9 protein-coding genes are annotated in these 14,130 nt (G+C 53.3%); 3 read left to right on the top strand and 6 right to left on the bottom strand.

The features are described 5' to 3' along the window. Positions 1-14: 14 nt before the first annotated feature. The 4 genes from HYI44_RS19360 to HYI44_RS19345 form a co-directional block, all read right to left on the bottom strand. Complete coding sequence (locus HYI44_RS19360; RefSeq protein WP_225570225.1) at positions 15-3,278, bottom strand: type I restriction endonuclease subunit R; 3,264 nt, start codon at positions 3,276-3,278, stop codon at positions 15-17. Then, positions 3,275-4,588 (bottom strand): restriction endonuclease subunit S, encoded by a 1,314-nt coding sequence (locus HYI44_RS19355; protein WP_225570224.1) that lies wholly within the window; start codon positions 4,586-4,588, stop codon positions 3,275-3,277. The genes HYI44_RS19360 and HYI44_RS19355 overlap by 4 nt, the downstream gene beginning before the upstream one ends. A gap of 62 nt (positions 4,589-4,650) precedes the next feature. Next, a complete protein-coding gene (locus HYI44_RS19350) occupies positions 4,651-6,987 on the bottom strand; it encodes a type I restriction-modification system subunit M (protein WP_412548500.1) in 2,337 nt (778 codons plus the stop codon). Between the two features lie 878 nt (positions 6,988-7,865). Next, positions 7,866-8,075, bottom strand: a complete 210-nt coding sequence (locus HYI44_RS19345) for a hypothetical protein (protein ID WP_225570222.1) — start codon at positions 8,073-8,075, stop codon at positions 7,866-7,868. Between the two features lie 323 nt (positions 8,076-8,398). On the opposite strand from HYI44_RS19345, the gene istA reads away from it, so the two are divergent. Beyond that, positions 8,399-9,898, top strand: coding sequence for an IS21 family transposase (gene istA, locus HYI44_RS19340; protein WP_225570281.1), 1,500 nt, complete (start codon positions 8,399-8,401; stop codon positions 9,896-9,898). Then, complete coding sequence (gene istB, locus HYI44_RS19335) at positions 9,891-10,694, top strand: IS21-like element helper ATPase IstB (RefSeq protein ID WP_225570221.1); 804 nt, start codon at positions 9,891-9,893, stop codon at positions 10,692-10,694. The genes istA and istB overlap by 8 nt, the downstream gene beginning before the upstream one ends. A gap of 313 nt (positions 10,695-11,007) precedes the next feature. Here istB and HYI44_RS19330 read toward each other — a convergent pair whose 3' ends face one another. Next, positions 11,008-11,640, bottom strand: a complete 633-nt coding sequence (locus HYI44_RS19330) for a hypothetical protein (RefSeq protein WP_225570220.1) — start codon at positions 11,638-11,640, stop codon at positions 11,008-11,010. After that, entirely contained in the window at positions 11,630-12,577 is a 948-nt protein-coding gene (locus tag HYI44_RS19325; RefSeq protein ID WP_225570219.1) for a hypothetical protein, read from the bottom strand. Before HYI44_RS19325 ends, HYI44_RS19330 begins: the two co-directional genes overlap by 11 nt. Before the next feature lie 254 nt (positions 12,578-12,831). Here HYI44_RS19325 and HYI44_RS19320 point away from each other — a divergent pair, with 254 nt between their 5' ends. Next, positions 12,832-13,143, top strand: coding sequence for a hypothetical protein (locus HYI44_RS19320; protein WP_225570283.1), 312 nt, complete (start codon positions 12,832-12,834; stop codon positions 13,141-13,143). Positions 13,144-14,130: the final 987 nt, after the last annotated feature.

The following is a 14,130-nucleotide window of genomic DNA, read 5'->3' as shown; positions in this document are numbered from 1 at the left end:
TGGCCAGCCAGTCATTACGCCGTCAAGTTAAGTAAATCAAAAACCACCTTCGCAAATTTACTAGCTTTAGCCGGGTCAGATAACAATTGCATCATCTGATTCTGGTGAGCATCGCCACTGTCCATAATTGCGTCATCTACCGCGTTGGCAAAGTTGCCCAGCAGTGCTTGCTCGGCGGTATTGTTGGCCAGTTGCTGCATGACCAATTGGTTTTCACTGACCTTGTCACGAATGGTGTAGGCGTAATTCACCATGTCTTTCTCAGTCAGCTGATCAGTCACAAACAGCTCGTTGAGCCGTTCTAATATCTGTGAAAGCAGCTCTTCCTTGATGTCCTTTGCTGTTCCGGAACCAAGCCCCTCACCTGGCACCAATTTATAGTCGGGCGCGTCTTCTATGAGCTTCAGGTCTTGCTGGCGTATTTTTGAAACGCGGTAATGACTGAGCACGATACTGTTGAGGTCAATATCATCCTCGTCCACAGCGGTTTCGCGCAGCATCGGGCTTAGATTGCGCGCGTACAGGCTGAGCTTTTCCAACTGTTTGTCATCGTAATCGACGATCTGCGACATGAATTCATAGAAGCGCACGAAGGTGCCCAGATCCTTTTTGAAGATGTCGAGGGCGTCCTTGGCTTGCTTGCATTCCTTGAGGTCGTTTTCCGCGTTGGCGATCAACACCGCATCTTGGGTCTTTTTAATCCGCTCAAATATTTCTTTCGAGTGCGCGTAGGCCTCAACCGCCTGCTTGTAGCTTTTCGTCCAGCGCTCGACCGCTGGCTTGCAAATGTTGGCAATCGCCGCATTGCTTTTGTTTTTGACGAAAAAGGCCGCGCAGAACTGCTCAACCTCAGTCGATTTATAAATACCAGCGGCGTTGAGCTTCTCAAACAGATCGAAGATCAAGTCTGGATTGGAAACATCCGCTAGCTCTGCCGTCTGAAAATACGGCTGGAACGAGTCGAGGATTTCCTGCGGCTCGTTGAAGAAGTCCAGGATGAAGGTGCCGACTTCCGCCTTGCCCGGATAAGTCCGGTTCAAGCGCGACAGGGTCTGTACACACTCCACGCCGCCGAGCTTTTTGTCCACGTACATGGCGCAGAGCTTGGGCTGGTCAAAGCCGGTCTGAAATTTGTTGGCAACAATCATCACCTGATAATCATCGCTATCAAAGGCTTTACGCATGTCGCGACCCTTGAGGTTAGGGTTCATGTTGCTCTCGGTATATTTGGTGCCGAGTAGCGCGACAGCGTTCGGGTCTTTCTCGGTAAATTCCACCTCACCCGAGAACGCCACCATGGCATGGATTTTTTGGTAGCTCTTGTCGACGATGTATTTGTCAAAACACAGCTTGTAGCGCACGGCTTCTTTGCGAGAACTGGTGACCACCATGGCTTTGGCTTGCCCACCCAGCAGGCCCATGACGTTGCTTCGGAAGTGCTCAACGATTACCTGCACCTTCTGCGCGATATTGTACTCATGCAGGCGCACCCACTGATTGAGCTTGACCTTGGCTTTTTTGCTTTCGACTTCCTGATCCGCCTTATCGATTTTTTGTGCCAGGTTGTAGGCCACCTTGTAGTTGGTGTAGTTCTTCAGCACATCCAGAATAAAGCCCTCTTCAATGGCCTGACGCATGCTGTACACATGGTAGGCCTCGGGCTTATTGGTTTTAGAGGGTTGCTCTTCCGGATTGGGCAAACGGCCAAACAGCTCCAGCGTCTTGGTTTTCGGCGTGGCGGTGAAGGCAAAGTAACTCAGGTTTTTTGACGCCTTGCGTGACGCCACGGCGGCATCGAGGATGTCCTCAGAGTTGAGTTCGTCCTCACCATCAGCCTTGGCCTCAATCATCAGCACTTCTTTCAGCTGACGCGCTGTAGAGCCGGTTTGCGAGGAGTGGGCTTCGTCGGCAATGATTGCGTAGCTGCGCTCTTTCAGGCTGACACTATTCTCGATTGCGCGCAGTACATAGGGAAAGGTCTGGATGGTGACGATAATAATCGGCTGTGAGTTTTCCAGTGCGGCTGCCAGCTTCTCTGATTTCGAGCCGTCGCCTTCCTGATTATTGATGCGGCCAACCGCGCCATCGACATGTTCAAACTGGTTGATGGTGTCTTGCAACTGATCATCCAGCACCGTGCGATCTGTCACCACAATCACGGAGTTGAATTGTTTGCAGCCATGCGCGTCGTAAAGCGCCGACAGCTGATGCGCTATCCAGGCAATCGAGTTGGACTTACCGGAGCCAGCGCTGTGCTGGATCAGGTACTTATGGCCAGGGCCTTCGGTGCGAGCGGCAGTGACCAGTTTACTCACCACATCCCACTGGTGATAACGCGGGAAAATCAGGCTTTCTTTTTTGTATTTACGGCCTTCCCAGTCTTCTTTCTCTTCGATTTGCAGATGCACAAAGTGCCCGAGAATCGACAGCAGATTGCCGGGCAGCAGCACCTCGTTCCACAGATAATCGGTGGCGTACTGGTTGATGTCTGCTGGCACATCATTACCGGCACCGCCGACAGTGGTGCCCTTGTTAAATGGTAGGAAGAACGTCTCCGCGCCTTCCAGCCGCGTGGCCATATAAACCTCGTACTGGCTCACGGCAAAATGCACCAGAGCACCACGCTTGAAGGTCAGTAGTGGCTCGGGCTTCTTAGTGACAGGATCTGTCGCAAAGCGTGTGGTTTTGTATTGCTTAATGGCGCTGTGCACAGCCTGCTTGAATTCGGACTTCAGCTCTAGTGTGGCGACCGGCAAGCCATTTACAAACAGCACCAAGTCAATTCGCCAGGCTTTGGCCTTGCTGCCGGACTGTTCGAGATGTTCTTTGCTTGCCCAGGGTGAATAAACCACCTCAGGCACGACACGGCAGCGGTTCTTAGCGTAGCGAGCCAAGGTATCGGGGTTTAGATCGTGTTCAGGTCTGAACTGGCACAGACTGAACCGGGTGCCACGGTGACGCAGTTCATGGCGCAACACTCCCAGCGTGCCGAAGGTGCGCATTTCTTTGCTGGCGGCATTGGGATCAGTTTTATTCAGCTGGGTGGCAACACGCTCAAGAAAGTGGTGCTCTGGGTTGCTCGGGTAGAGCGCGCAGAATTTTTGCCACTGTTCATCCTGGGTTTCTTTGACAAAACCCAGTAGGTCTTCGGGGTACAAGGCCAGTTCACGGTTGTAGTTTTCCATTTTGCCCAGCAGCCAGCCGTTAACCAGTAGATGCTGGAGCATGTTATTCTGGAACGTCAGCTCGTTGGCCTTTCCACCACCCAATGAACTCATGCGGCTACCTCCTTGTTGGTTTGAGCTTCCTCTGGTGCGACCCAGTTTCTTACATCGATTTTTCCGGTAACTGCGGCAGATATTAAGGCGGTACGGCGTTCTTGAAGTAGTTCAATGCCAGCGCTAGCTCTGGCCATCAAATTGGCGTATTGGTTTCGCGTATTCCGTATCAACGCCACTATCTCAGTAACTTCATTTTCCGGAGGAATAGGGATAGCGACATTTTTAACTATATCAGTATTCAAATTTGGCTGGCCAGAACCTTGCTTTATTCTTTCTCTGAGGTCTTCGGTCAAGACAGACAAGTAAAAATAGCAAAACTCGCGATCTAATTTCAGGTTCTCAAAGCCGACAACTCCATCATTTGCATTCGCATCGATGGATAATATCTTTGGTACTCCGAGAGTTGCCCCGCTATTTGATATCAGTAGTGTGCCAGAGGAAAAAACTCTGCACTGCTCACTGCCCTTCCTAGTCAGAAATGTTTCTGTCTGAGTCAGGTAAACTTCATCATCCTTAGTTATTTCTGCAACGGTGACCCAAGGGGAGTAATCACCATTGAATAACGCAGGATCTCCCGCCGGCCTCGGAGAACCTCCTCTTACGACCATTGAAACATAACCAAATTTACTTACTTTCCAATGCTTCGGGACTTCGCCTATCCATTCAACGCCTGAGTCGCGCATTTCGATATTGGGAATCAATCCCTTAGTGACCGCGCGGCTAATTACTGCCTGGCGTTTTTCTTTAAGTAGATGAATAAGCTGTTTTTGCTTTTCGATCAAGGTGTCAATTTTGGCGGTTTCGTGATCGAGAAAATTCGCGATAACTTTCTGTTCTTGTTTGGCAGGAATTAATATGTCAAATTTTCGAAGATCCGCTTGAAACAGATGGGGGACACCCATGCCGCCGCGCATTCTGTTAATAAGATTCTGTGTGTATTCAGACACAAAAAAATAGTACAAATATTCACTTATTATATTTCCATTGCTACGCAATACTGCAATTGAACTATTGACAGTCGCCGGCTCTGGAAGCATCTTTATAATGTTCGTTGTTCCAGTCGTAGAGCCATCTTTGGTGACAAGCACGTCACCTTTTTCTAGCATTATTTCTGGAGATTCATCGTAGCGCTCTTTGGTGATCCTGTTGACATTGCTAAAATCAATTTCACTATCTTTGATGTTTGGCGTTGCTAAAAAAACATAACCATCATCGACGTACTCTTCAGCCTTAAGTCCTTTCCAGCCCAGTCTTGCTTTGACAGAACACTCGAAGCCTAGATAACTAGCGCTCCAATGCTCTGGCACGCGGCCTATCCAATCAATATTTGAGTCTTTATACTTTGTATACGGTTTATATCGCCCCGCCATCAGGAATGCACCTCTTGCAGTAGTTGCATAATCTCTGCTGACACGGCATCCAAATCCGCATCGATCTCCAACAAATCCCTTGGTGGTTGATATTGATAAAAATGTCGATTAAAAGGGATTTCATAACCAACTATACCAACTTGTTGATCCTTAGCATCCTTTTTGCCGGCATCAATCCAAGCGTCGGGCACGTATGGTTGCACGTCTTTGAGGAAGTAAGCCTCATTAACGGCATCAACGGATTGGGTCGGATCGAGCGCTACGTTTTCGTTGTCGCGCAGGTCGCTGTCGGCCTGATACTCCAGCACCTCGCCGTTGACAGCAAACAAGCCATATAGGGGACTGGCTTTGGTTTTGTGAATCTTCTTGATGACCTTGGCGGCGGCTGGGTTCTTCCAGCTCACAGCATCGATAATCTGTTTTTTTTCTTTTGCGTCCAAGGCAATACCCTGTTTTTTGCAGGCGGCCTTGAGTGCGTCGTCAAAGATGTTTAAGTCGTCGTGCTGGGCAGTACCGATAACTGCCTGCAGGCCTCTTGCTTTGAGCAACAGTCGCTTCTGATCCATCCACGTTGTTCTGTTGAGCAGATCCTTGATGTGCTTCTCTTTTAGATCGGCGAAGTGCAGCTTGAAGTAACGGCGAATAGCGTCTTCGTGTGCGCTCAGATCACCGTAACGCTTACAGGTATCACTATCATCCCAGCTCTCACCCTCTACTGCGCTGTACTCTTGGTAGAGCCACTGCATGGCACTGTTGAGGGCGCCGGGAGCGAAACGACAGGTGGCCACCCGTTCGTCACTGAACTGCCAGGACAGCCGCAACGGGCGCTCAATGCTGATACGCCGATAGCCGAATTCAAAGGTACTAAAAATCTTGCTGGCGAAGGTTTTGGCCGCTTCGGCTTTGGGATTGGCTGACTGGCGACCGCGATTGCTTTTTTGTGCGTTTTGTTTGTCTAGCTCGTAGGCATCGATTGCGGCAAAGCTTCCGAAGGCGCGGATCACAGTGGCGATATCTCGCTCATCCATTTCATTGCGCTTGGAGCCTAGGGATTTGCGCATTTTTCCGCAAAGGTTCACACCATTGATCAGCTGTACCTTGCCCTTGCGTTCCTGGGCTTTCTTGTTCGATAGCACCCAGACATAGGTTGAAATACCGGTGTTGTAGAACATGTCGGTGGGCAGCGCGACGATGGCTTCGAGCAAATCGGCTTCGAGAATGTGGCGGCGGATTTCCGATTCTCCAGAGCCGGCACCGCCGGTAAACAACGGTGATCCATTGAGAATGATGCCAATCCGCCCGCCACCCTGGGAGCCATCGCGCAACTTGCTGAGCAGGTGCATTAGGAACAACAAGGAGCCATCGCTGACCCGTGGCAAACCTGCGCCAAAACGTCCACTGAAACCTTTTTGCGTGTGCTCTTCACTGATCTCTTGCTCGATCTTTTTCCAATCCACGCCAAAGGGCGGGTTGGAGAGCATGTAGTCAAATTCAGTGGCGTAAAGCTGGTCGTTCGAGAGGGTATTGCCTAGCTTGATGTTGCTGACGTCCTGCCCCTTGATCAGCATATCCGCTTTGCAGATGGCGTAGCTCTCAGGGTTGAGTTCCTGGCCATAGGCGCGCATCACCGCATGTGGGTTGAGCTCATGTACGTATTCCATGCCTGAAGATAGAAAACCTCCAGTACCCGCTGTTGGGTCGTAAATGGTTCGGATGATGCCGGGCTTGGTCAACGCATCATCGTCTTCCATAAACACCAGGGAGGTGGTGAGCCGCACGATGTCGCGCGGGGTAAAGTGCTCCCCAGCGGTGTCATTCGAGCTTTCCGCAAATCGGCGAATCAACTCTTCAAACACCAGGCCCATGTCGTGGTTGGAAACAGCAGCAGGGCTTAAGTCCGTATTCCGTACCTTCTGCACAACCTTGTAGAGCAGGTTGGCATCGTTCAGCTGTCCGAGAAACTCGGTGAATTTGAAGTGTTCGAAAATCTCCCGTGCATCTTTGGAAAAGCCCTGCAGGTAGGACTCCAGGTTGGCCTTGATACCGGATTCACCGAGCTTGGATAGATCCATTTTCGAGGTATTGAAAAACGACAGCCCACCGCTGGCACGCAGGAGCAGTTTTTCCTGGGCTTCTTCGGAGGTATTAAGTTGCTGGACGCGTGCATGCTCCGCCAGCACCGCCGCCTTGCTCGCCTCCAACACGCACTCGAGGCGACGCAACAAGGTGAACGGCAGAATGATACGACCGTACTGGCTTTGTCTAAAGTCACCACGGAGTAAATCGGCTAAAGACCAGATGTAGGCGGCCAGGTTGTTGGAGGCTTGCGACATTATTTGAAATTCCTTGCAGTGCTTGGCGGTTGCTGACGCGGTGCGGAGCACGATTATGAGTAAAACTGGGCGGCATTATGCTGTAATGGCAGCACGTGGGTATGCCCGACATTGGATATTCATTGATTGGTTTGCGAGCGGATGTTCCCCTCCCAAGTGGTCGGGTGAAGTCTAGATCGTAGTGCTTGCTCGGCAGATCCACTGATCCATCGGCGCGCCGTTGCCCCGCAAAATTCCTGATCAAAGGCTTTCGCGACCAACAGGCGTTTACCACCTTTAAGAATTAGGAGCAGCAGCCCAGTATTCGCTACGACTATGCTTTGAGGTCAACCCGGTAGGGAGCTAGTCCTTTCCATTGGCTGGCCGTTTCTGAGGGATATCACTATGTCTCCTACAGCCAAGCAAAAACCTAAAACTCAACGAGGCCGACCTCGGCGCGAAACGCAACGAGCCCTTTATCAAATCAAGTTGTCCGGGTGGGATTTTACGTGGTCGCTAAGCCTAGCCCAGCCCAATAATTTGAGGGCTAACGAAGGTCATTATCATGAACATCTGATCCTGACGCTGAAGGGCGAAGTTCTCTACCCGGAGAGCTTCAAATACCCAGAGGTTGAATGCCAGCTCTACGCAGATCCTCGATTGATGCAAGACATAGACCCACCCAAAGGAATAGGGTCTATGACAGCAAGCGGGACACGGTTGTTTGCGTATATAGCAATGCCCCGCGAGCGGATTGACGCCCTGGTTGGTGCGGCTGACCGACTTCTGTCCCTCGAGTTGAACGCCACCCCGTTGCACTACCGGCGTGCGCTGATTATGTCGATTCATTTGGGTACAGAGCCAGAGCCCGATTGGTGATCCTATTCCTAGATCGTGGCTGGTTACTCTGGCGTCATGAGCACCGCGAGAGTCATGCTGATGAACTCTTCGTTCTTGCTGATGGTGTCCAACGCACCTCGAACGTTGCTAGCTACCTCTGCAGATCCGCGCTGCTCAACCCACAGCGTCAGTTCCATGATGGCGGCCTCGAGGGCTAACTGGTTTTGATTGATCTTGAATAGCAGAGATGGGAGCAGGTCTGAACTGGGCATCGCGATTTCCTCCGTGGAAAGAAAAGCGTAGCTGAAGTAGCTCCGGGAGATGAGCTGTGTGTTCGTAAAGCGGAAACACCCGGCGTTGATTGTCTGTTCCTGTTCGCGTCAAGCTGGAGGAGCTTGGCGTCGCGGCGGAAAGTACGTCTGCAAAAATCCTGGATAAGTATCGAGATCGAGTGGATAGGATTCCTCTGGCGTACTAGAATGTTGCCTCTGACCGAAAACTGACCCAGTAAAGGCTGTTCTGCCGACTGAAAACTGACCCAGGTGTTCAACTGCTTCTGCTCAATTTTTGAGCAGGAGAACACAGGGTGATCAGCATGGAAATGATGGGCAAAATTCGGCGCATGTATTTTCGCGACAAGCTGTCGCTGCATCAGATAGCCAAGCGTACCGGGCTGTCGAGAAACACCATCCGAAAATGGGTCAGAGCGCCCGAAGCCACTCAACCGGCGTACCAGCGCTGCGCAGCCTTCAACAAACTCAGTCCGTTTCACCAGACGCTGGAGCAGGCGCTTAAGGCCGATTCGTTCCGGGCAAAGCACAACCGCAGGAGCGCCAAAGCACTCTTCGAGCAGATCAAGGCCGAGGGTTACGACGGCGGCTACAGCCAGCTCACCGCCTTCATCCGCGCGTGGCGCGGTGAGCAAGGAAAGTCTTTACGGGCCTTCGTACCGCTGACGTTCGCACTCGGCGAGGCTTTTCAATTTGACTGGAGCGAAGAAGGTCTGCTGATCGGCGGCCTGTTCCGACGCATCCAGGTCTCCCATATGAAGCTGTGCGCCAGTCGCGCGTTCTGGTTGGTTGCGTATCCCAGCCAAGGCCACGAGATGCTGTTCGATGCCCATACCCGCTCGTTTGGTGCGTTAGGTGGGGTGCCGCGTCGTGGCATCTACGACAACATGAAAACGGCTGTCGACAAGGTCAGCAAGGGCAAAGGCCGCACGGTCAATGCCCGGTTTTCCGTGATGTGCGCGCACTACCTGTTCGATCCGGACTTCTGCAACGTCGCCTCGGGTTGGGAAAAGGGCATCGTTGAAAAGAACGTCCAAGACAGCCGGCGACGCATCTGGCTCGACGCTCAAGACTGCATGTTTCACACCTTCGAAGAACTGAATGCCTGGCTTGGCCAGCGTTGTCGTGCACTCTGGAGCGAGCTGCTGCATCCGCAGTACAACGGGCTGACGGTGGCAGAGGTCTTGGAGCTAGAGCGGGTGGAAATGATGCCGATGCCCACGGCCTTTGACGGCTACGTCGAGCGCACCGTGCGGGTCTCCAGCACCTGCCTGATCAGCGTGGCGCGAAATCGCTACTCGGTGCCGTGTGAGCGGGTCGGCCAGTGGGTCAGCAGCCGTCTGTATCCTTCCAGGGTGGTGGTCATCGCCGATGAAACGATGATTGCCAGTCACGAGCGCCTCTTTGATCGAGATCAGGTCAGTTTTGACTGGCAGCATTACATCCCGCTTATCGAACGCAAGCCTGGAGCGCTGCGCAATGGCGCGCCGTTTGCCGATCTGCCGAAGCCATTGCTGCTGCTCAAGCGCGGTCTGAGACGGCACAGCAATGGTGACCGAGTCATGACGCAGGTACTGGCGGCGGTGCCCATCGCCGGGCTCGATGCCGTGTTGGTGGCGGTGGAGTTGGTGCTTGAGTCGGGCAGCCTGAGCGCCGACCACATCCTGAATGTCCTGGCTCGACTGACATCGACCGCAGCCCCTCCATCCGCCGAAACCAGCCTTCGACTCAAGGTAGCGCCTGTCGCCAATACGGCGCGCTACGACCGGCTCCGTGCCACCGATGAGGAGACTCGCAATGCGTGATCTTATGGCGGAACTCAAAGAACTGCGTCTGCATGGCATGGCCAGCGCATGGGAAGAACTGGCCTCCCAAGGCGAAGCCTCGACGGCGTCGTCGAAATGGCTGCTCGAACACCTGCTTCAACAGGAACATGCAGATCGCGCCGTACGCTCTGTGAATCATCAGATGAACATGGCCAAACTCCCCATGCATCGTGATCTGGCAGGCTTCGACTTCAGCGCCTCCACCGCAGACGCCCGCTTGGTCAGGGATCTGTCCAACCTGGCGTTCACCGATACCGCGCAGAATGTCGTGTTCATCGGCGGGCCTGGAACCGGCAAAACCCACCTGGCCACCGCCTTGGCCGTGTCCGGGATCACGACGCATAACAAACGCGTGCGCTTCTACTCCACGGTGGATCTGGTCAATTTGCTGGAGCGCGAAAAGTACGAGGGTAAGGCCGGCCGAATCGCTCAAGGGCTGCTACGGACAGACCTGGTGATACTCGATGAACTGGGGTATTTGCCCTTCAGCCAGAGCGGTGGTGCCCTGTTATTTCACCTGCTGTCCAAGCTGTACGAGCACACCAGCGTGGTCATCACCACCAACCTCAGCTTCTCGGAATGGTCGAGTGTGTTCGGCGACGCCAAGATGACCACGGCGTTGCTGGATCGGCTGACGCACCACTGCCATATCGTCGAAACAGGCAACGAGTCCTACCGTCTGCAACACAGCAGCTTGGTCGCCCAGACAAAGATCAAATTACGTGAGCGAAAGCGCAAGGACAATGACGGTACAGAGGACGATGAACCGTTTTGATCTACACCGGGAATACCCTGCCGCATGCCTGCATGCGGTGGGGCTTAGTGCCGATGTCAGCGGGACACTGCTGCTAAGCTTATCCACAATTGCTGATGCAACAATCAGCAATCCGCCCTGGGTCAATTTTCAATCGGCAGGGTGGGTCAGTTTTCAATCAGCGCCGACACGGTAAATCACTTACCGGACATCCCGGTCATGTATTGCTGGCGTGACACGCGTTTGAGATCAAAATCAAACAGCGGCTGGGTCATGAGAGTGTTCGTTTACCTGGAAATATCGGGATTAGCGCTTGGCGTTGGCAGTGATGGATTCATATGAAGTGAAGAAATAGTTTGCCCTCAAATTGTTCGCGCTCAAACGCGACCTCGTCCGGGTACCCCTCGATCCCCACGACCCTAATGGCACCGGGTTCGTAAGAATGCATGCGAATTAGCGTGCATGTGGTCAGTGCTTCCGACACCTGGGCCTCATGAAAGGTATGACGCTCAATTCTGTAGCACTCGCCAGCGACAAGAACTCTGCGCGTCACCTCTTCTAGATGTAGTGTCTCAGCTGATCGCTGGAGGCGGTTAGTCGTGGTCTTCTGATATTTGTCGCCGTGGTATGCAACGGTGTAAACGGGCTTGCCATCAACGTCTGCGGCATGGGCGTCATAGCAAATATTGGTCAAGCCCCCCAACAGGATACGACTGTCAATGTGGCGGTCATGGGTGTGAATCCGAGCAGGCATTCCTTTGATCTCACGATTCCCATTCGGCCACAGATGCAGACGCCACTCTTCTTCATCTATCAGTTTTAAAGGCAGCACATAAAAGCCGTGGGGGTGGCGTAGGCATAGCGGAGCTGTCTCCCCAATCCATTGCCGCAGAGCGGTCAATAGCTCGGAGACACCGGCGTCCCATGCACGATCTGCTTGGAGCAGCGATTCAAGGTTAGCGGCCATATGGAGGCTTTGATGTCGCGGCGGCAATGGCAGCTGATTCCAATCGTAGCGCGAGTGCATCCTGACCAAACACAGCTTCGCATAGGCTTCCGCTAACAGGTACTTTAGGCAAGGCAATGGCGGAGGCGCTATCCCGTATCCACTCGAACTCGGTTAGGTATGCTGAGTGGTCGCGGTGGCTTTTATGAAACCTGTAGGCGAAGTCTTTTGGATCTTCACGGGTGATCAAGATCTCATCCGCGCTGCCCTCTATACGGGTGGTAGATAGACGACAACTGAGAAACAGGTGTGCTTCAAGCAGCGTCGGATTCTCAATCGCCTGCTTGGCAATTCCCAGTGCTGTCGCCAAGATCTCAGTCTGGATGTATTCAATACCCCAAAGAGTGGTGTCGAAGGACGCGCTACTACGGTATTCGCTGTACCGTTTGCATACCTCTTCGTTTCGGAAGTCTAAAAGCACTATTTCTACTCGTATCTTCCGTCTGCTCGTCCTGGCGCGGTCAAGGAGTTTTGGCAGGACAGCGGATCGGAAATAGCGACCAGTGCGTACGTAAACTCGGTAATCCGTAGCTTCTCCTGCGATCCTGGACAGATGCATACCGATGTCCTGGGGAAGCACCACAATCTTGTCGTGCTCCTGCACGGGGTCTGCGAAAAAATCGATGAATAGGACTGAGAACACCGCGAACGCGCCGCTGGCCACAATGGAAATCAGGAAGTTATTTAGCGTGCCCCAGAAAGGGGTAGCTTGCGCCCAATACGCGATACTAAGAGCCACACAGAGGCTAATGAGTATGAGAGCGCAGCTTAACGTCAGGAAAAGTCGACGCTGGGATCGCGAGGTGAATAAGCCTGCTTGGGACACCTTGGCGCCTTCCATGAGTGTTAAGTAAGCCATCCCTAGGATGGTTGAGAGAAACATCACGTGACGGGGCATTATGGCAGTGCCACCCACGAATCACGGAGCTGCTGCCGTAAGAAGATAACCCATCCACCACCCCTCTATTCCAGTTGTGTCTGATATTGAGCGATAGCCCCGGTGATCTATGCAAGCGGAGCGCGCAGGCGTGCGGGATGGTAGCCCGTAGGGCCGAGACGTGGCTTGCCACGGCTCGGTTCACGACAGCCCTCCGCCAACGGCGGCACGCCATCACCGCTGCCTAGCTTCAAACCAACCCGGAGGGAGCTGAAATGACCCAGGATGAACTCCGCGAGCTAGAGGCCACTAGGCGAAAGGCACTGTGGTTGCTTGCCAGCCTTCCCCCAGGCGATCCGAAGGCATCCGAAGCACTAGCCATCCTTGATGACCTCGACCACAAGGAGCGAAACGATACCCTCCATAACGATAAGCCACCTGAGCTCAATGAGGTTCGTTATTCTGTCTCGGTGGAACGCCACCGTTCCGGCATCGACATAGTCTTGGAGCTCAATATCCCGCAGCCTTGGAGGGAGCGTTTCCTTCAAGCGAGCATCGGATCGACCCGGTTGGGCGGGAGCTACTGAAGCTTGTAACCGAGTTGCGAGAATCGAAAGCTCATCCGAGCCTAGATAAGGTTTTCGAGCACATGCAGGACGAGCTCAGTACATCCATCGATATCATCGAGAATCCACCTACCTGGGGGCCTTGGTGCCAGTGAGTCTTTCCTAATTGAGCCATCAGAGCTCTGCATCCCAAGCATCCATCGCCTCTCTTACAGTCGTAAACCACTGGGGTACAGGGCTCTGTAGGGCACTTGCGACTTGCCTGTTTGTGTTGGCGTCGACCCAAGGCGGGAGACTCTCCGTGCTACCTAAGAACAGGCTTGCCGTCGCGACAGCGTAACCACCGGTGCTCGTAGACTGAAGGCAAACGTAACGCACTGTTGCTCCGTTGGAAAGCCGACGCCAAGCCACCACCTCAATACAATCCAGGGCACCGACTGGAGCCTCTACGGCGGGACTCGCCTCTCGTTCCACCTGGAGGTCTGCCACGGCCTTAAATGGCTGGCTAGGCGCTCCTGGTTTGTGGACAAGATGCTTCAACTGCTCACGTGAGGCGACTATTTGCTCGCGAAGCTCTTCGGGGTCGATGGCCATGCCACCTCGGTCAGTCACCGAAAGGGTCTTCAACCCGTTCACTGCAGCGATGAACTCGCGCTCACGCGCTTTCTCCCACTCAGGGCGTCGGTCAGGGAAGAGCCAGGCAATAAGTCTCTGGAGGTTGTTCATTGGTGCTCCGAGGGCCGCCTTGGAATAGCTGCGATGAGTATGAAGGCTATCACTGGCTTCCTTTAGCGTGAACCAATCGCAACGGAATCGCCATGTACGCCGTGGCCAGATGTAGGTCAGTAATGGCGCCGATATGACGGAGTACAGAGACTGGGGATGAGAAGCGTGGCAGCCGGAATGGCGATAACGAAAAAGCCAGACCGGGTGGTCTGGCTTTCAAAATGGTGGGCCTCCCCGGAGTCGAACCGGGCACCAACGGATTATGCGTACCACTTCAGTTTT

The sequence above is a fragment of the Pseudomonas sp. Y24-6 genome, assembly GCF_020295325.1.
Taxonomy (GTDB): domain Bacteria; phylum Pseudomonadota; class Gammaproteobacteria; order Pseudomonadales; family Pseudomonadaceae; genus Aquipseudomonas; species Aquipseudomonas gregormendelii.
The sequence above is the reverse complement of the archived record's forward strand: the minus strand, read 5'-3'. Positions and strand labels throughout refer to the sequence as shown.